Genomic DNA, 18,879 nt, shown 5'->3' with positions numbered 1-18,879 from the left:
ATCGCTGAAATCTTCCGTAAATGACATAGAATTTACTGGAGGAATAAAACATAACATCACAATTTGCGAGACTTCTTCTATAGTAAGTTGCATAACAACGTAATAAGCTGCAGAAAACTGGCTGCATCCTTACCAGAATGCATAGAATCAAGGCACGCGATCAAGGACTTAGACAATGAGGAAACTGCTGTACGCTCTGGCAGCCACTACGCTGCTATTAACCTCCTGGGCTCACGCCGCACCAGAACTGCGGTCTGATCATCCTGAGCGTTACACTGTTGTGAAGGGTGACACTCTCTGGGATATATCAGGGCGTTTTCTGAGCAACCCGTGGTACTGGCCGGAAATTTGGCACGTTAACCCACAGGTTGCCAACCCACACCTGATTTACCCGGGCGATCGGCTTGCCCTGGTTTATATCGACGGCAAACCCCGCGTCACGAAGGTAACGTCCAACAACGGCGTTGTGAAGCTGTCACCACAGGTGCGCTCTGAGCGGATTGATACACCAATCCCGGCTATTCCTCTGGATGCCATCAGCAGCTTCCTGACGGATACTCGGGTTGTCACTCCTGAGCAGATCAATGCGGCACCGTACATCCTCGAAGGCAAAGACGCCCGCATCGTGCTCGGCGCTGGTGACCGGGTTTATGCCCGGGGCAAGAAGCCAGCCGATAAAGTTGGCGTGTTCCGTCGTAGCCAGGAATTTGTTGATCCGGATACCGGCGAGTTCCTTGGGCTGGAAGCGCGCAGTATTGCCCGTGGTACTATCGCGGCGGAAGATGGCGAAGTTCTGACGCTGGATCTAACCCGCTCCAGCGAAGAAGTGCGCATCGGCGACCGCTTACTGGTTAATGAGGACCGTCGCCTGACCACCAGCTTTGTGCCCAGCTCTCCAGCTCAGGAGATTGAAGGCAAAATGATGTCAGTGGACGGCGGCGTTACCCAGATTGGCCAGTACAACGTGGTTACTATTAACCGCGGTGCTCGCGAAGGACTGGAAGCGGGCAATGTGATGGCTGTTCTAAAGACTGGCAATCTGGCCCGCGACCCGGTTACCAACGAGACCATTGAGCTGCCTTCAGAGCGCGCTGGTCTTCTGATGGTATTCCAGGTGTATGAAAAAATGAGTTACGGGTTAATTTTGCAGGCGACCCGTCCACTGTCAGTGGGCGACAAGGTTACCAACCCCTGATTCGATGATCGGTTAATCACAAGCCGGGCCAGGATGGCCCGGCTTTGTTGTTTTCAAGGACGATGCTGTGTTTTCCTCACCCTCTGCGCAATGGCTGTTTCTGACTTGCTTACCCAAGTTCGGGCGCACCCGCCGGCGAGCCATGCTCGCAACCATTCCCAACCTTACTGAACTGCTCACTAAAAACGCGGCAACCCTCCGGGCACTTGGGCTGCATGTTGAAACTGTCACGGCAATTCTGGCATGGCAACAACATGATGTGACCGACGCCAGTGTAAGCTCCGTCCAGCAAATTTTGCGGGCTTGTGAGCGACACGCCATCGGTATTTTGTGCTGGCAGAGCCCGGATTATCCGGAAGCCCTTCGGCACATCCACGATGCACCTCTGGTGCTATACACTCGAGGCGATGCCAGCCTGCTGATCCGCGAACAGATCGGCATTATTGGCAGCCGTAACGCCACGCCAGCAGGGTTGGATCACGCACGTCGTTTTGCCGCAGAGCTGAGCGAACGGGGTTTACTGGTAACCAGCGGCTTGGCGCTGGGAGTGGATGGCGCCGCCCATGCAGGGGCATTGGATGCCGGGCACGCAACTATTGCTGTCATCGGCTGTGGCCTTGACCGCATATACCCTAACCAGCATCGCCGACTTGGGGAGCGGGTTATTGCGAACGGCCTTCTGGTTTCTGAATACCCGCCAGGTACTCCGGCAAGAGCTGCGCATTTCCCCCAGCGCAATCGTATTATCAGTGGCCTCAGTCGCGGTATTCTGGTGGTGGAGGCGGGGCTGAAAAGCGGCTCCCTGATTACCGCCCGCCTGGCGTTGGAGCAGGGGCGTGAAGTGTTTGCAATTCCGGGTTCAATCCACAGCCCGGTCGCGCGAGGTTGCCATTATCTGATCAAGCAGGGCGCACGGCTGGTAGATCAAGTAGACGATATTCTGGAAGAGCTGGGTGCCTCGTGGACGCAACTACCCGTGCAGCCTTCGCAAGCGCCAGCTGCCAACCCGGTTGCAACTCTGGACAGCAGGGAAATCGCGGTGTTTGAGGCATTAGGGTATGATCCACAATCTACTGATGCACTGTGCTTGGCAACCGGTCTTCCGGCCGACCAGCTTGTCCAGTCTCTTCTGCTTCTAGAGCTTGAAGGGTTGGTGAGTTCTGCCCCCGGAGGTTTCCAGAAAATCGCCTGAGCCCAGTGTGATGATTCATCGCATATTGGTTTGACAACATCAGCATGGCTGCGCCCTACCCACTAAACGATCAGCAGATTCAGCTTGCTTGCAGCGCAATCCTGCAAGGTGGCGTTATCGCCTACCCTACCGAGGCTGTCTGGGGCCTGGGGTGCGATCCCTGGAACCTGCAGGCGGTCACCCGCATTCTTGAACTCAAGAACCGACCGGTTGAAAAGGGTTTGATTCTGGTGGCGGCGTCTGTAGAGCAGATCCGGTTCCTGCTGGATCCTCTGCCCGAGAAACTGCAATTGGCGGCTCTGAGCCACTGGCCTGGCCCGGTGACTTGTTTACTACCGGATGTGAACCAGCAGATTCCAGAGTGGGTGCGTGGCAGTCACAGTTCCATTGCGGTCAGAGTCAGCGAGCACCCGGTGGTTAAAGCCTTGTGTGAAGCTGCGGGCATGCCTCTGGTTTCCACCTCCTGCAATCCCGCCGGGGAAGAGCCGGCCCGAGATGCGGAGCAGGTAAGCCACTACTTCAAGGATCAGCTTGATCACATTGTGTCGGGAGCCCTTGGCGGTAACCGGAAACCCAGCCGAATTATTGATATCGTTAGCGGTAAACAGCTTCGTTAGGAGAATTCATGCCACAGCAACCCGATAGCAACGCGGTTAAGCAGTATCTGCTTGGTTTGCAGGATGCCATTTGCCAGCGTCTGGAAGCACTGGAAGGCGGTGCTGAATTTGTACGTGATGCGTGGGATCGACCGGAGGGCGGCGGCGGTGTGAGCCGGGTCATCAGCGATGGTCGTATTTTCGAAAAAGGCGGGGTTAACTTTTCCCATGTAATGGGCGAAACCATGCCACCGTCGGCCACAGCCCATCGCCCTCACCTGGCCGGTGCCCCATGGGAGGCTATGGGGGTCTCCCTGGTGATTCATCCGAACAATCCGTATGTGCCCACCTCACACGCCAACGTAAGGTTCTTTATCGCCACGCCGGAAACTGGCGAACCGGTTTACTGGTTTGGTGGTGGATACGACCTGACGCCCTACTACGGCTTTGATGAGGACTGCGTGCACTGGCACAAAACCGCCCAAAACGCCTGCGCGCCCTTTGGAGACGATAGTTATCAGCGCTACAAAGACTGGTGTGATGACTATTTTTACCTGAAGCACCGGGACGAGCCTCGCGGTGTAGGCGGCCTGTTTTTCGACGACCACAACACCGGGGATTTTGAGCAGGATTTCGGCCTGATGAAATCCGTGGGCGACAGCTATATTGAAGCTTATGAGCCCATTGTTCGGCGCCGCATGGATCAGGCGTACGGTGAGCGCGAGCGGGATTTCCAGCTCTACCGGCGCGGGCGCTATGTGGAGTTCAACCTGGTGTACGACCGTGGCACCTTGTTTGGCCTGCAATCTGGCGGGCGCACAGAATCCATTCTGATGTCGTTGCCACCACTGGTGCGCTGGGATTACAGCCGGGTACCAGAAGCGGGCAGCGAAGAAGCGCGCTTGACCGAGCATTTTCTGACCGGGCGCGACTGGCTTGCCGGTAACGCGACGTAAACGGGGTTAGAAATGAGCAACAAGCAATACGCGGTGGTCGGCCACCCGATAAATCACAGCAAGTCGCCAAGGATCCACAGTTTATTTGCAAAGCAGACGAGCGAACCTGTGGAATACACCGCGATTCAGGCGCCCCTCGATGGCTTTGCAGATACCGTACGCCAGTTCTTTGAGGGTGGCGGCATGGGCTTGAACGTAACAGTCCCCTTCAAGGAGCAAGCCTGGGAACTGGCAGATCAGCGCGCGGCACGGGCGGAGAAAGCCGGTGCTGCCAATACGCTCTATCAGAACAGCGAGGGTCAGCTGGTGGCCGACAATACCGATGGTCAGGGCTTGGTGCAGGATCTTACCGTCAATCATGGTGTTCAGCTTAAAAACGCAAACATACTGATATTGGGTGCAGGCGGTGCCGTACGTGGTGTACTTGGGCCTTTGCTGGCACAGCAGCCCGCCAGCCTGACGATCGCAAACCGCACAGTGGCTAAAGCTGAAGCACTGGCTACACTGTTTGCAGATGAGGCTAATGTTACCAAGCTAAGCGCTTGTGGATTTAATGAGCCAGATCAATCGTTTGATGTGATTATCAATGGTACTAGCGCCAGTTTGCAGGGGGACCTGCCACCTCTTAGCTCAAATGTGATTGCGGCGGATACTGTTGTTTACGACATGATGTATTCTCTGCAGACAACCACGTTTAACCTGTGGGCTCTGGATAACGGAGCTGTTCGCGTGTTTGATGGGTTGGGCATGCTGATTGAGCAGGCTGCTGAATCCTTCCGCGTGTGGCGTGGAGTGCAGCCAGACACAGCGCCGATTATCGATGTATTGCGAAACGACTAAGACAATATCCCGTAAGGGCTATCTACAAATGCTATCCATGAAGGGCTATGCATGGACATTCTTACCCTCGTAGGGCTTGTCGCCGGCATTCTGATCGTGATTCTGGCAATGCTGGCCAATGCCTCGCTTCTTACCTTTCTTAATCTGCCGGGGCTGGCCATTGTTATTGGCGGTACCTTTGCGGTCACACTCGTAAAATTCCGCATGTCTTCGGTGATGAGTGCTTTCCGCCTGGCCATGAGCGTCGCCTTCACCGACAAGGTTGAGCGCCCTACCGACTTGATTCGCGAGTCTGGTGAGCTGGCCATGGTTGTGCGTAAAGAAGGCATTCTGGGCCTGGAAAACCATCGTACCGCCAATGAATTTCTGCAAAAAGCCATTTACCTGTGTGTAGACGGCCATCCCCCTGAGATGGTTGAAGAGGCGCTGGCACAGGAATCCCAGCAGATGGCGGAACGTTATGAGGTGGCAGAACGAGTATTCCGGGGCATTGGCGAATCGGCACCAGCCATTGGAATGCTGGGCACTCTGGTAGGGTTGGTGCAGATGCTTAACTCGTTGGATGATCCGTCTTCCATTGGCCCGGCAATGGCCATTGCCTTGCTGACAACGCTTTATGGTGCCTTTATTGCTCAGTTGATTGCCCTGCCGCTGGCGGACAAGCTTCAACTGAAAGCGGAAGACGAAAGCCGTAACCAGATCCTGATCATCACCTCCATACGCAATATTATGCGTGGAGAAAACCCCAGAGTGATGACCGAGTTACTCTCCTCGTTTGTAACGCCGGAACACCGCAAAGGGCTGGTGCCGGAGCGGGAGGCCTGAGGTTTTGCAATCTATCCGGAATGGCAGAAAGCCCAAGCAGACCAATCAAACACCTGCGTGGATCGTTACCTTTGCCGATCTTGCCACGCTGTTGCTGACGTTTTTTATTCTGCTGCTGTCTTTTGCGGAAATGGATATCGAAAAATACAAAGCCATGGCCAACTCCATGTCCGTGGCTTTTGGATCTGCGAACGTACTGGGCGACGGCATAGGCGGCTCGCCGATCACCCTCGTAGAGTCTGATACTGTCTCCCTGCCCGAACCCACGGAGTCCCAGACCCGGGAACCTGAATTCATTGATGAGCGAGCGCCAGAAACGGCAGACACCGTTATTTCCGGCGGCGTGCTGGATCTGGCCAGCCGCATGATAAGCGAGCTTGAAAACGAAGTTGCTTCTGAGGCTTTGGTTGTCAATTACGACCAGAACAAAGTTGTTATCCGGTTCTCGGAAGAAGCCACATTCCGCTCCGGCCAAGCAGCTATCAAACCGGAGATGATCCCCATTATCGAACGGGTGGTGGACGTATTGGCGGGTTGTACCGGCGACGTTCTGGTTTCCGGTTACACCGACGACAGGCCCATCTCCAGCAGCCGTTATCGATCCAATTGGGATCTTTCTGCTGCCCGTGCGGTGTCCGTGGTGCACGAACTGGTGATGAGCAAGCAGGTGCCTGCGGAACGCGTTGTTGCAGCTGGGCGAGCGGAAACCAACCCCTTGGCCCCGAACGATACGGCGGAAAACCGTGCACTGAACCGCCGCGTGGAAATTGCTATTCGTGATCCTGAATGTGACGAATCTATCTCAACCGGCGACTTACCGGTGGAAATCCTGCCCTGAGCATAAACTGATCCAGAAAGGAGAGAGTGACTATGAGCGGCCCTGATAAACCCAAGGTTTTAGATGAAGAGTGGAGCGATGAGCGCGTAAAAAGCCATCTGCCACGCGAGCAAAAAGAAGAAGGATCTGAGTACACGGCTCTATTGAAAGCCTACCGAGCCATGAGAGCAGAGGATTTTGGACGCTTCGTAGGTTTCTTTGTGGAAGCTGGCGGTGATCTGAATGCCACCAACGAGGCGGGTGAAACTTTTCTGGACCACGTATCCCAGCACCACAAAGGCGCAGACTACGCCCGGGCGCTGGAACAGGCTGGCGCGAAAAGGAGCGCAGCAACCGAGCACTAAGCCTCGGCCAGATACTCATCTTTGAGCTTCACATAGTTGGCCGCCGTGTACGCAAAAAACGTGCGTTCCTTATCGGACAAAGCACGTGCCTTCTTGCACGGCGAGCCAACATACAGATGCCCGGACTCCAGTGTCTTACCTGGCGGAACCAAACAGCCCGCTGCGACAATCACCTCATCCTCCACCACCGCACCATCCATAATGATACAGCCCATGCCCACCAGCACACGGCTACCAATGGTGCAGCCATGCAACAAAGCCTTGTGCCCGACGGTGACATCGTCGCCCAAGGTAAGCGGATGACCACCCGGGTTGAAATCGCTGGCGTGAGTGATGTGCAGCACCGAGCCGTCCTGAATACTGCAACGGTCGCCGATGCGGATCCTGTGCATATCACCCCGCACCACGGTCATCGGCCAGATGGAGCAATCCTTGCCGGTTTTAACATCACCGATTACTACCGCACTGGGGTCCACCAGAGTGCGCTCTCCTAAATCTGGCGTGATACCCTTGTGAGAACGTATATTCGTCATTACATATACTCTTAGATGAGATTATTCCCCGAGTCTGGGTCGCCCGGAGGAAGGGCCTTTCCAAAACACGCCGTAAATACATCCATGTAGGCTCGGCTCCGCCATCCATGGCTCCGCACGGTTTTGGAAAGGCCCTTCCTCCGGACTCCACTCCCGGGACCAACAGTCTAGCGTTGCCTCTATCACGCTACTTTACCAACTCATTGCTGAGAAGGGGATCCATGAACAATCCGTTACTGACTGATGATTTGCTGCCGAGGTTTGACCATGTGCGCACCGAGCACATGGAAACGGCCATTGACCAGATACTCAGCGAAAACCGCGTGAAAATCGCCAGCCTGTCCCAGAATGAAGACCCCACCTGGGATACTCTGGTTCAGCCCATGCAGTCACTGGAAAACAAGCTGAGCAACGCCTGGTCTGTTATCTCGCACCTCAACAGCGTGATGAACAACGACGACCTGCGCAAAGTTTATAAAAACTGCCTGGAAAAGCTCACAGAGTACAGCACCGAAGTCAGCCAGAACTCTGCTCTGTGCGAAGCCTACAAAAAACTCGCCGCCCGGGATGACTTCAGCGAACTGAGCGAAGCCCAGCGTAAAGCCGTGGATAACACGCTGCGTGACTTCCACCTTGGCGGCGTCGACCTGCCCGATGAACAGAAAAAGCAGTATGCGGAACTCTCCCGCGAGCTGTCGGAGCTGACTAACCGCTTCAGCGACAACGTGCTGGACGCCACCCAAAACTGGTTCAAGCATATTACAGATGTTGAAGAACTGGCCGGCATTCCGGAATCGGCCCTTGAAGGCGCGAAACAGGCCGCCAGCCAGAAAGAACTGGATGGCTATGTGATCACCCTGGATTTCCCCAGCTTCTTCCCGGTGATGACCTACTGTGACAACCGCGAACTGCGCCACGAAGTCTACGAAGCCTTTGTTACCCGCGCCTCAGACGTAGGGCCAGATGCTGGAACCTGGGACAACACCCAGGTAATGGCCGAAATCCTCAAGCGCCGCCACGCACTGGCCAAACTCCTGGGCTTCAACAACTACGCCGAGCGTTCACTGGCCAAGAAAATGGCCCGTGATACCGACGAAGTTCTGGGCTTTCTCACTGAGCTGGCAGCCAAATCCAAGCCGGTTGCAGAGAAAGACTATGCCGAGCTGAAAGCCTTCGCCAAAGATGAGCACGGCCTGGATGAGCTGAAAGCTTGGGATGTTGGCTACTACAGCGAAAAGCTTCGCCAGCAGCGTTACGACATCTCCCCCGAAACACTTCGCCCCTGGTTTCCTGTAGATAAAGTGGTACCTGGCTTGTTCCGGGTTGCAGAGAAGCTGTTTGATATACAGATTGAAGCCAAACCAGACGTAGAAACCTGGCACGAAGATGCCACCGCCTACTGCATCAGCCGCAACGGCGAGCCTATCGCCTGGTTCTACTTTGACCTGTTCGCACGCCAGGGTAAGCGCGGTGGCGCCTGGATGGCCGATTGCCGGGTACGCTGGCGCGATCAGCGCGGCGCGCTGCAATTGCCGGTGGCGTTCCTCACCTGCAACTTTACGCCACCGGTGAACGGCAAACCGTCGTTGCTTACCCACGACGAAGTAACCACCCTGTTTCACGAATTCGGCCATGGTCTGCACCACATGCTCACGCAGGTGGAAGTCATGGATGTGTCTGGCATCAACGGCGTGGCCTGGGATGCGGTAGAGCTTCCCAGCCAGTTCCTGGAAAACTGGTGCTGGAACCCGGAGTCTCTGGCCTTGATCGCCAGCCATCACGAAACCGGCGAGCCCTTACCGGAAGACCTGCTGCAGAAGCTGCTGGCGGCCAAGAACTTCCAGTCTGGCATGGCCATGGTGCGGCAGTTGGAGTTCTCCCTGTTCGACTTCCGCCTGCACGCGGAATTCACGGAAGAGGCTCCTACCAATCCGCTGCACATGCACCGCAAAGTGCGTGAGGAGATAGCGGTAGTGGAAGGGCCGGAGTTCAACCGTTTCCCCAACGCCTTCTCCCACATCTTCGCTGGCGGTTACGCAGCGGGTTATTACAGCTACAAGTGGGCAGAAGTGCTGGCTGCGGATGCCTTCTCGCTGTTTGAGGAGAACGGCATCTTTGATCCGGAAACCGGCCGGGCGTTCTTGCAGAACATTCTGGAAAAAGGTGGGTCTCAGGAACCAATGGAGCTGTTCAAAGCCTTCCGTGGCCGTGAGCCGCAGGTGGATGCCTTGTTGAAGCAGACCGGCATCACAGACGAAGCGGCCTGACCTAATCCTCTCCGGTGGTTGTTATAGCCACCGGAGACCTATTCTGGAGTTACGTTATGGCGACCCCAAAACGTTTTATAGCCGGTGCAGTGTGTCCCCGCTGCGCGGAGATGGACAAGATCAAGATGTTTACCGACGATGCCGGTGAGCAGATTCGTGAGTGTGTGGCTTGTGGTTTTACCGATGCCATCTCGGATGTTGAGGTGCCTGAGAATGCTGAACTGGAAACTCGGGTTAATCAGCGTGATAACACTGATGATCATACGGTTAAGCAGGTTGTTTTCTTTAAGGCTGGGTCTGAGGACTAGGGATTAAAGATTAAGACTTGTAGCCTGCTGGCTTAGCGGGGATCGAGGCCGCGGCGATATATTTTTCTTCTGGGAAAAAAGAACTCGCTGCGCTCAGACATTTTTTTCCCGGCAGAAAAACATCTCCCCACGGCCTCTTGTTTATACTGCGAGGGCAACTCGGGTTAAAAACTAAAGACGTTCAAATCGTTCGGTACGGTTTGGATTTCAGATTCTAGATTTCAAATTCCAGACTATGGTTTCTCATATTCGGAGCTGGCAACACTAGAAATACTGACAGGAATGCTTCCCCTCTTTCCATTTTTCCCTAGCGATATCTGTCCTGTGTGCCTAGAGGGTGCGGTGGGTCTTTTCTGGCGGAAAAAAGATGTCTAAGCGAAGCGAGTTCCTTTTTTCCAGAAGAAAAGACCCACCGTGACCTCGTAGCCCCCAAAACCAGCAGGCTACGAGTAAGGGCCACCTCCAAGGTTCCAGAAGTCAGAGAACCATAGCCGCCAACCACCCAAAACCGAGCAACGGCAGGTTGTAGTGCAGGAACGTAGGTACTACAGAATCCCAGATATGGTTGTGCTGACCGTCTACGTTCAGGCCAGCGGTGGGGCCGAGGGTGGAGTCGGAGGCTGGGGAGCCAGCATCACCTAGAGCGCCAGCGGTGCCGACCAAAGCAACGATAGCCAGAGAGCTAAAGCCCATTTCCAGCGCTAGAGGCACGTAGAGGGCCGCGATGATAGGGATGGTGGAAAAGGATGAGCCAATGCCCATGGTGATCATCAAGCCGACCAATAGCATCAGCAGCGCAGCCATGGGCTTGTTGTTGCCGATTACGTCTACAGAGCTTTGCACCAGTGTGGCGATTTCGCCGGTTTCCCGCATTACTTCCGCAAAACCAGACGCAGCGATCATGATGAAGCCGATCATGGCGAGCATTTTCATGCCTTCAGTAAACAGGTCGTCAGCTTCTTTCCACTTAACCACGCCAGAAAGGTTGAAAAGCAGGAAGCCTGCCAGAGCACCGAGGATCATGGATTCCAGCCAAAGCTGAACCACGAAGGCAGCCACAATGGCGACAACGGCCATGAACAATGTGCCGGAGCTGTAGGCTACGTTTACGCGTTCGGTACGAGTGATAGCATCCAGATCGTATTCACGGTCACCGCGGTAGGTGAAGAAAACCGCAACCAGCAGGCCGCAGAGCATGCCCAAGGCAGGCAGAGCCATGGCGTGCATTACGCTCAGGCCTTCTGTTTCACCGCCGTTGGTGCTGATTTTGGCCATCAGAATGTCGTTCAGGTAAATGCCGCCGAAGCCGATGGGCAGGAACATGTAAGGCGTGATCAAACCGAAGGTGAGCGCACAGGCCACGAGCCGGCGGTCCATTTTCAGTTTGGCCATCACGTACAGCATGGGTGGAACAACCAGCGGAATGAAGGCGATGTGGATCGGCAGGATGTTTTGTGACGACAGGGCAATCAGCACCAGCACGCCAATAATCATGTAACGCACGCTTTTAGCCGCAGCGCTGTTTTCCTGTTGGCCGACCATGGCCAGAGTTTTGTCTGCCAGCGCGTGGGCCAGGCCGGATTTGCCTATGGCAACGGCGAAGGCGCCGAGGGTGGCGTATGAAAGAGCAACTGTGGCGCCGCCGCCCAAGCCGTTATTAAAGGCAGCAATGGTAGCTTCAAGGGACAGTCCTGCAATCAGGCCGCCAGATACGGCGCCTACGATAAGGGCAACAACAACGTGGATGCGGGCCAAACTCAGCACGAGCATGATCAGCACCGCGGCAACGACGGCATTCATGGGAAAACTCCGAGTACGCGTGGTGGGTTATACGGCCTTCTCGCGAAGGCTGGCATTATGAAAACGCGGTAATGTGCAGTAATTGTCCAGCTGAGTCAAAAGACTTGTGTAACCGTCAGTCCTTATCAATCCGGGCAAAACGCGGAACCTGCTCGCCCGCCACGTTTACCGTTTCCCGGAACATGCTGAGCGGGCGCACCCACAGGCTGTAGTCGCCATACAGGCAACGATAAACCACCAGCTTCTCTTCGGTTTCGCTGTGACGGGCAATATCGATTACTTCGTAATCCATGCCTTTGTAGTGCCGGTAGCGACCAGGCCGAATCTCGATCTTTTTTTCAGTCATTCTGTGCTCTTCCCTATGGTGGCAGTGGCTCTTGGTGGTTGTTAAAGATGCCTGATGTCCGGGTACATTGGCAAAAGCCGTTTAATCAGCTTATTTTGAGCAGCAGTGGGTATCCGGTTTTTTTCCATAGCCAGAATAAGGTTTTCTGCCAGCGCATTAAACTGGGTAGCTGTGATCCCCATATCCGCATGCAGCTCTCGCATTTCGCGCCCGGTATAGGTGCAAGGACCGCCACTGAGCTCACACAGCTGGTCAGTCAGGTTGCGGTGGAACTGGGCAACGTTCATGCCTTTGAACTGATGGTTAATGCGTTCGTCGGCCACAATCAGGTAGAGCAAATCTTCTACCACATCGGCAATCCCGGAGCGTTCACCGAGTTGCATATAAAGGCGGTTATCCGGCTCATGCTGAAGGCTCTGGCAGCCGCCCAGAACAAGCCCTGTTGTGATTAAAAGTGCGGCAATGGTTGTCTTCGTTATGCGCAGGCCCATGATCAGAAACTCCCCTGCAAAGACAGATAAATACCCTGCTGGTCTTCCAGGGTGGCGATATCGCCAAGGTTCACAAATGCAGCTGTGACTGCCAGGCGGCGATCCGGCACCCAGGCAATAAACATATCCCACCAGTCGTCTTCGCGGGCAAAGCTCAGGTTGTCGGGCTTTTGTCGGTACTCGGCTCCCACCAGCCATTGTCGGTTAATAAATACGCCAACACCGGCTTCTGCCATTACTTCATAGCCGTTGTTCAAGTCGCCGCCAAAACCCAGCAACCCGCCCTGATTGGCTCGGGTGCCCCGTAAAGTGCCGTTCACCAGAAGGTTACGGCCAAATACAGCGGCAAAAAATACTTTGGAGCCAGAGAAGTACACATCGGTGCCGCTGTCGTCCCGGGCGCCGATGGCGTTTGGCACGGTGAAATCCCGTTGCCGCTTGTGCTGTAAGCCCGCAGACCATTGCCCCCAAGGGCTGTAGAGAACATCGCCAACCAATCGCACTTTTACGCCGAAAATATCCTGGTTCAACTCATCCTGTTCCAGCCCAAAGCCGTTTTTCAGGGTGAATACCAGGCTGTCGAGATCCAGAGTCTGGCGGGCGACGGTCACCTCAATGCGGTTGTTCCAGTTCAAGCCAGCACCAGTAACAGCCAAACTGTAGTCGTCTACCTCGGCGCGGCTGAGGGCCAGGGTGCCGCCCCACTCTTCGTCACTGGCGTAGCTTCCAAGCATGGCCCAGGGCACCAGGCCGCCGCCCGCGCTGCCTTCTATGGTTGTGACACCGCCGGTTGCCCAAATACGGCTACCCACATCGGCCATAACCACGGGAGAAGCCAAAAGCCCCAGAGTCACAAGCGTTCCGGCCCACAGTTTTTTAACAGGTTGTGCGACAAGGCGCGTCATTAAGAATGCTCCTGAGACATATCGGCCAGATCGTGCTGGCGCTCCAAAAGACTAGCGGCTGTTTGCATAAGGTCAGCCTTGGAAACCGGGCGGCTAAGGAAAAAGCCTTGGCCTACGTTGCAGCCCCAGGACTGCAGCAGCTTCCAGGTTTCCAGGTTTTCGATACCTTCTGCGACCACCTTCAAGCCAAGGCCGTGGGCCATGTCGATGGTGGATTTCACAATCAACTGGTCCTGAGGTTCAGCATTCAGCTTCAAAACAAAGGATTTGTCGATTTTCAGCTCCTGAACCGGCAGTTTACGTAGCTGGGACAGCGAAGAGTAGCCGGTGCCAAAATCGTCAACGGACAGCGTAACGCCCAGATCCCGTAGGCGATTTAACGTTGCCATGGCTTCTACCGGGTCGTCCATCAGTGCGCTTTCTGTGACTTCAAGCGTGATGCGATCCATGCTGTGGTGCCAGCCTGCGAAGGTTCGGGCTACGCGTTCGGCCAGCCCCGGCCTGGTCAGATCCATTGCGGAAAGATTAATGGCCACACCAACATCCAGACCCTCGTGGAACCAGGCGCGGGCATCATCGGCAACCCGTTGCAAAATATGATCCGTCAGCTCGTGGATCTGGCCTGACTGTTCAGCCAGAAAGATGAACTCTTCCGGTGAGATAAAGCCCAGCTCCGGGTGTATCCAGCGCACCAGTGCTTCCACCTGAAGCAGCTTGCCGGTGTGGCTGTCCAGCTTGGGCTGATAGTTCATGTACAGGCCATCGTTGCGGATGGCGCTGTGCAGGTCGGAAATCAATTTGAGCTCGCGCAGGTGGTTCTCGTCCCGCCCGGGCTCGTAACGTGTGATCGCAAGGCCCTGCTGCACGGCTTGCTCAAACGTCAGGTTCACGCGCCGTCTCAGCTCATTGGTGTTAGAGGCATCGTTGGGCAGCTGCATGGAGATCAGGGTGGCTTTTAGTGAAAACGGCGTGCCGTCGACATTCAGCGGGGATTCGGCGCTGGCAAGCAGACCCTTCGTTCTATGATCCAAAGCTTCCGGGCTGCACGCTGGTAGCAATGCAAGAAACTCACCGCCACCGGTTCGTGCCACGTGCCGGGCATCGGGGAGTTCGTCCCTTAGCCGTTGTGAGAGGCCAAGCAGTACTTTGTCGCCGAACTCAATGCCGAGCGTATCGTTGATGTCTGAAAGATCACTCACGCGCAGCCCGATCAGGCTGCAGGGCTGTACCGCCCGGAAGCCTTCCGTCGCCATGTGCATCAAGGCATTACGGTTGCCCAGCCCGGTTACTTCGTCGTGGGTTGCGGCATAGCGGATCTCGGCTTCGCGCCGGATTAGCTGGGCCAGAGTATCTCTCAAGGTATCCCGAAGCTGCAGGAGTTCGCCGCCGGTTCGGATGTCAGGCGCTTGCGGGTTTAGCCCCTGCCCGACGGCACGGGCGTACTGGGCAAGCTGCAACACTGGCCTGCCCAGATACCGGGCGACCAGCAGTGCCAGCACAGTGGCAAGCACCATTATCACCGCAACCAGCAGGACTATTTCAAGAGCCCGGCGGTAGTAATTCTGCAGGCTGGCATCCCGGCTGATCATCAGGATCGCTTCAAAGGCGCCTTGCCCGGAGACGCCAAGACTCAGCGTGCGCGTGAAGTAGCGGGCACTCTCGATAAAGTTGTGGCCACCTGCCGATTGGAGCAGCGCAGGATCCATGGCGCTGGTGATATCCGATGACGCCGCAAAGCTGGTGAAGCCATTCGCGTTGTTTGCGCTTGTGCGGAAAATAACGGAGCTGCCACTGAGCCTGGCAATAATGTCTGCCAGGTTCTGATCCAGCTCGAATCCGGCTACCAGCCATGCCCGCAGCCCGGGCGCCTCAACCGGCACCACCAGCAATTCATAGCCACGCTGATCAATGGTCTGGAGTGAGCGGTCTGAGCCATTTTGGCGGGCGTTGGCGAGTTGTGTGGAGGCAATGCCTGGTAGATCTAGATCTCGGGGCAAGGTGGATGCGAGAAGCTCGCCTTGTTGATCCAGCAATAATGCGAAATCCGCCCCGGCGCGCCCACTGTGGTTTTCCAGAGCGCTGCTGAGAGTGGCCGGGTCGCGGCTGGCGATGGCCGAGCGGAAACCGAAATCGCGCACAACCACGCTCAGCCGGGAGAGTTCCAGATCGGTGCGGCGTGCGATCACTTCGTTCGTCAAACGCTCGGCTATGGAGAGCTGTTCCAGAGCTCTGCTCTTTTCATCTTCGAACAGGTACACCATCAAGAGTGCGCCGATCAGCAGACTGACCAAAGCCACCAACGCGACCATGGCCGTAACCAGACGGCCGCGGAATCCGATGCGATTAGCCATGCGGCCCATCAAAGCTCCTGAAAGCGTTTCTGAAGATGATCCAGAGGGCCATCATGACGTGGCTTCGGGTCGAGCTCAATGGGGATGGTTTGTGCGGCAACGCCCGCCAGGCTGGAGGTATCGATTTCCCGGATCACCGGCCTGGTGTTGTCTGGTAAACGGGGGTGCCAGATATTCAGGCTAAGGGCGCCGGGTGCCGGAGCGGAGCCAAAATCGAGTAGGAGACTTACCTCACCCTGCTCATTGGTTTGCCCGATGGCGCGGGTGTCTGCCACCACAATAAACGCCTGCATATGGTCATGAATATTGCAGCCCAATTCGACAATACCTGGCTGGTCAAATACAACCGGGGCCTCAGGCTTGCCCGCGTAAAGCTCAAGATTAAAGGGTTTTGCCGGCGAGAAGGAGTACACGTGGTGCTGGGTATTGTCCCTGTTGGGGAAGTCTACTTTGGATCCGGTGGGCAGGATCAGCACGTGGGGATGGAACATGCGATCTTTTTGAACGACTTCTGCCTGAATGGGGGCCGCGCGGCTGCTATCTTGCGTATACACCACCGCACCCGTTACCGGGCCGGTGCCGTCGGTGATTTGAATTCGTACCGTTAATTCTTCTGCCAGCGCCGGGGTGAGCAACAGGCATCCTGCCAGCAGCAAAACGGTTTGCTTTGTCATGTTGATAAAAACCTTTCAATTGCCCGGAGTTTGCCGCCCGGGTCAGGTCTGGCTGGAGCCCAGCGAAAAGCGGATATGATTGCGGGTCAGGAGGTTTTCCCAGTAGCGTCGCATCCAGCTCCAGGCATCATTGTTCACCTGCTCAACGAAGGGGTCCAGATTGAGCTCATAATAATCCGGCGTACCGGCAATCTGCAGTACCGTGACGGTAATTGAGTCGTCCAGTTCGTTTGCGAAGGGTTCGCCAATAAGTTCGTGAACCAGCAGGTTAGCACGAGTTGCTTCTATATCGACAAGGCCGCCGGTTCGGATGGAGTGATTGTTTTCGTGCATCTCTTCCATCAGGCGGTGGCAGAGGTAGGCGCGTATCAGAAGGCCGTCCAGACCATCGTAGTGCACCAGCAGCACCGAGGGCTCTGTGAAGTAACCAATGGCGGCTTTCACGAAGGGGTCAAACAGCTGAGCGTTGCCGGCTTCCTGTGCACAGGCATCCACACACTCTATGAGCCGTGGCGCCATTTCTATGTATTCAATGGCGAACTGAAACAGGCAGGCTGCAGGCTGGTAGCCCTCAATGGTGACGGCCGAAGGCAACGCCGCTGCCTTGTTATGCAACTGCTTCAGAAAGGTTCCAGAGCGGGCCTCCTTGCGCCGCGCGTGGTCAATGATTTCCAGAACTGCCTGTGGAGTCATTTGAGGACATGCCAGTGTCTGAACAAGTTGAGGTCGCAAGGCGCCTCCCGTATCGGGCAGTGGGTAACCGGGCAACTGTGCTGCGGCGGGTTGCCACCAAATACCGGCACGAGGCGCCCTTCTTTTCTGACAAGTGTAGACGAGATTTGGCGTGCTGCGATTTCTGGAGTGTCAGATATTGTTAACATTTGCACATCGGCTACTGAATGCTGAACCACCGATCGTTGCGAGTGTGCGACCAGCATAGCCAACCCATACTGGCTGCGCGGGCAAGCATGAGGCAGATCAGCGAAAACCACAGGCCGTGATTTCCCCAACCGGTGGTCAGCCACCACACGGGGGCAAACACCCCCAGTGCTGAAAACAACATGGTGTTCTGCATATCCCGGGTGCGTGTTGCTCCGATGAATACCCCGTCAAACAAAAAGCCCCATACGGATGTGAGCGGCAGCAGCCAGAGCCAGGGCAAATATTGCCAGGCCGTGGTGCGAACCTCTTCAATACCGGTCAGCAGTGCGATCAAACTGCGGCCACCAAGTACGAACAGAACAGTCAGCAACAGCGAGCCCCAGAGAGACCAGCGTAACGCGCAGCGAAACACCACCATAATGCGCCGCTTGCTGTTTCTGCCAACGGCCTCTCCGATTAACGCTTCTGCCGCATTGGCAAAGCCGTCCAGCGCATTGGAAATCAGGAGCAGGAAGGTAATCAGCACAGCATTGGCTGCCAGAATGGTGTCGCCCTGACGAGCCCCTTGGGCGGTGAAAAATGCCAGCACCAACAACAGCGCAATGGTGCGAACCATGATGTAGCGGTTTACCTGCAAGATGGCCAGGTAGTCCTTAAGGCTTCCGAACAGTTCCCGGCTGAGCCGTTGCCCATCGGGCATGCGCTGTAACACGATAACAAAACCGATGATGGCGGCACCGTACTCGGCGATCACAGTGGCAATGGCCACGCCCCGGCTGTTCCAGCCCAGCACTGTCACGAAGAACACATCGAGTACGATATTCAGGCCGTTAGCCACGATCAGCATGATCATCGGCCCACGGGCATACTGAGTACCAATCAGCCAGCCCACCAGCGTGTATTGGCACAGCACCGCCGGAGCGCTCCAGATTCGGATGGCCGCGTATTCGGCGGCGAGCTCGGTGACTTCAGGGCTGGCGTTCATCAGAGTCAGCCCGATCCGGATTAGTGGTTGATGGCACAGAATCAGTAACAGGCCGATACCCACCGCCAACATCACTGAGCGCAAAAGAAGAGCAACCTGGCTGAAGCTGTCGCGCTTGCCCCAGGCCTGAGCGGCCAGCCCGGTAGTGCCCATGCGCATGAATCCGAAGGTCCAGTACAGGATGGTGAACAGGTTGGCGCCAACCGCCACGGCACCCAGATACTCCGGGCTTTCCAGGTGCCCGAGTACAGCTGTATCTACCAGACCTAACAAAGGAACCGTCAGGTTGGTGAGCATCAATGGCCACGCCAGTGCCCATAAACGCCTGTCTGTAACCGACAATTTGAATGTCATATTCGATTTGCTTCTTAAAGGGTTGTGTTTAGTCGTTTTGGGTTTAATGACTTTTTAGTCTTTTTTTGATCTGTGTCTATACTCGATGGTGATGTATCCATAAGCAGGCTTTCACTCTGCGAATTTCTGGCGAATGCGAGCGCCGGAGAAAGAGCAGAGGGATTACGCAAAATCCGACAAGAATAATACTCTGTGGA

The 18,879-nt window shown here is 55.7% G+C and carries 19 protein-coding genes; 10 read left to right on the top strand and 9 right to left on the bottom strand.

The features are described from left to right. Positions 1 to 175 precede the first annotated feature (175 nt). The 8 genes from RG807_RS06375 to RG807_RS06340 all read left to right on the top strand — a co-directional run bounded on the left by RG807_RS06375 (position 176) and on the right by RG807_RS06340 (position 6,786). Positions 176 to 1,195 (top strand): LysM peptidoglycan-binding domain-containing protein, encoded by a 1,020-nt coding sequence (locus RG807_RS06375; protein WP_309044145.1) that lies wholly within the window; start codon positions 176 to 178, stop codon positions 1,193 to 1,195. A 67-nt stretch (positions 1,196 to 1,262) separates the two neighbouring features. Then, complete coding sequence (dprA, locus tag RG807_RS06370) at positions 1,263 to 2,387, top strand: DNA-processing protein DprA (RefSeq protein ID WP_309044144.1); 1,125 nt, start codon at positions 1,263 to 1,265, stop codon at positions 2,385 to 2,387. A 44-nt stretch (positions 2,388 to 2,431) separates the two neighbouring features. Continuing rightward, on the top strand, positions 2,432 to 3,004 hold the full coding sequence (gene tsaC / locus RG807_RS06365; protein ID WP_309044143.1) for an L-threonylcarbamoyladenylate synthase type 1 TsaC: 573 nt from the start codon (positions 2,432 to 2,434) through the stop codon (positions 3,002 to 3,004). Between the two features lie 8 nt (positions 3,005 to 3,012). Next, positions 3,013 to 3,939, top strand: a complete 927-nt coding sequence (gene hemF, locus RG807_RS06360; protein WP_309044142.1) for an oxygen-dependent coproporphyrinogen oxidase — start codon at positions 3,013 to 3,015, stop codon at positions 3,937 to 3,939. 12 nt (positions 3,940 to 3,951) lie between these two features. Continuing rightward, positions 3,952 to 4,779: a shikimate dehydrogenase gene (aroE, locus tag RG807_RS06355; protein ID WP_309044141.1), complete on the top strand. Its 828-nt coding sequence runs from the start codon at positions 3,952 to 3,954 to the stop codon at positions 4,777 to 4,779. 51 nt (positions 4,780 to 4,830) lie between these two features. Beyond that, entirely contained in the window at positions 4,831 to 5,604 is a 774-nt protein-coding gene (locus tag RG807_RS06350; RefSeq protein ID WP_309044140.1) for a motility protein A, read from the top strand. Between the two features lie 4 nt (positions 5,605 to 5,608). Next, a complete protein-coding gene (locus RG807_RS06345) occupies positions 5,609 to 6,442 on the top strand; it encodes a flagellar motor protein MotB (RefSeq protein WP_309044139.1) in 834 nt (277 codons plus the stop codon). Between the two features lie 32 nt (positions 6,443 to 6,474). Next, entirely contained in the window at positions 6,475 to 6,786 is a 312-nt protein-coding gene (locus RG807_RS06340) for a PA4642 family protein (protein ID WP_309044138.1), read from the top strand. Here the strand turns inward: RG807_RS06340 and RG807_RS06335 are convergent. Further along, positions 6,783 to 7,319: a gamma carbonic anhydrase family protein gene (locus RG807_RS06335; protein WP_200370780.1), complete on the bottom strand. Its 537-nt coding sequence runs from the start codon at positions 7,317 to 7,319 to the stop codon at positions 6,783 to 6,785. The two genes, RG807_RS06340 and RG807_RS06335, sit on opposite strands and share 4 nt — an antisense overlap. A gap of 221 nt (positions 7,320 to 7,540) precedes the next feature. Here RG807_RS06335 and prlC point away from each other — a divergent pair, with 221 nt between their 5' ends. Both prlC and RG807_RS06325 read left to right on the top strand, forming a co-directional pair. Then, positions 7,541 to 9,586 carry an oligopeptidase A gene (gene prlC, locus RG807_RS06330; RefSeq protein WP_309044137.1) on the top strand — a complete coding sequence of 682 codons (2,046 nt, stop codon included), beginning with the start codon at positions 7,541 to 7,543 and terminating at the stop codon, positions 9,584 to 9,586. A gap of 56 nt (positions 9,587 to 9,642) precedes the next feature. After that, on the top strand, positions 9,643 to 9,894 hold the full coding sequence (locus RG807_RS06325) for a YheV family putative zinc ribbon protein (protein WP_200370778.1): 252 nt from the start codon (positions 9,643 to 9,645) through the stop codon (positions 9,892 to 9,894). A gap of 477 nt (positions 9,895 to 10,371) precedes the next feature. Here RG807_RS06325 and RG807_RS06320 read toward each other — a convergent pair whose 3' ends face one another. The 8 genes from RG807_RS06320 to RG807_RS06285 form a co-directional block, all read right to left on the bottom strand. Next, on the bottom strand, positions 10,372 to 11,694 hold the full coding sequence (locus RG807_RS06320; protein ID WP_309044136.1) for a Na+/H+ antiporter family protein: 1,323 nt from the start codon (positions 11,692 to 11,694) through the stop codon (positions 10,372 to 10,374). Positions 11,695 to 11,809: 115 nt separating this feature from the next. Beyond that, positions 11,810 to 12,040 carry a DUF1653 domain-containing protein gene (locus RG807_RS06315; RefSeq protein WP_200201560.1) on the bottom strand — a complete coding sequence of 77 codons (231 nt, stop codon included), beginning with the start codon at positions 12,038 to 12,040 and terminating at the stop codon, positions 11,810 to 11,812. Between the two features lie 41 nt (positions 12,041 to 12,081). After that, entirely contained in the window at positions 12,082 to 12,531 is a 450-nt protein-coding gene (locus RG807_RS06310) for a group I truncated hemoglobin (RefSeq protein ID WP_309044135.1), read from the bottom strand. 2 nt (positions 12,532 to 12,533) lie between these two features. Further along, positions 12,534 to 13,436, bottom strand: a complete 903-nt coding sequence (locus RG807_RS06305; protein WP_309044134.1) for a DUF3034 family protein — start codon at positions 13,434 to 13,436, stop codon at positions 12,534 to 12,536. Beyond that, complete coding sequence (locus RG807_RS06300; RefSeq protein WP_309044133.1) at positions 13,436 to 15,787, bottom strand: putative bifunctional diguanylate cyclase/phosphodiesterase; 2,352 nt, start codon at positions 15,785 to 15,787, stop codon at positions 13,436 to 13,438. The genes RG807_RS06305 and RG807_RS06300 overlap by 1 nt, the downstream gene beginning before the upstream one ends. Positions 15,788 to 15,795: 8 nt before the next feature. Then, positions 15,796 to 16,461 (bottom strand): methylamine utilization protein, encoded by a 666-nt coding sequence (locus RG807_RS06295; RefSeq protein ID WP_309044132.1) that lies wholly within the window; start codon positions 16,459 to 16,461, stop codon positions 15,796 to 15,798. Between the two features lie 42 nt (positions 16,462 to 16,503). Next, positions 16,504 to 17,154 carry a hypothetical protein gene (locus tag RG807_RS06290; RefSeq protein WP_309044131.1) on the bottom strand — a complete coding sequence of 217 codons (651 nt, stop codon included), beginning with the start codon at positions 17,152 to 17,154 and terminating at the stop codon, positions 16,504 to 16,506. 199 nt (positions 17,155 to 17,353) lie between these two features. After that, positions 17,354 to 18,682: an MATE family efflux transporter gene (locus RG807_RS06285; RefSeq protein WP_309044130.1), complete on the bottom strand. Its 1,329-nt coding sequence runs from the start codon at positions 18,680 to 18,682 to the stop codon at positions 17,354 to 17,356. Positions 18,683 to 18,879: the final 197 nt, after the last annotated feature.

Source organism: Marinobacter sediminicola (genome assembly GCF_031157525.1).
In the GTDB taxonomy this organism is placed as follows: Bacteria; Pseudomonadota; Gammaproteobacteria; order Pseudomonadales; family Oleiphilaceae; genus Marinobacter; species Marinobacter sediminicola.
Note: the sequence above shows the minus strand (reverse complement) of the source record. Positions and strands in the feature narration are given on the sequence as shown.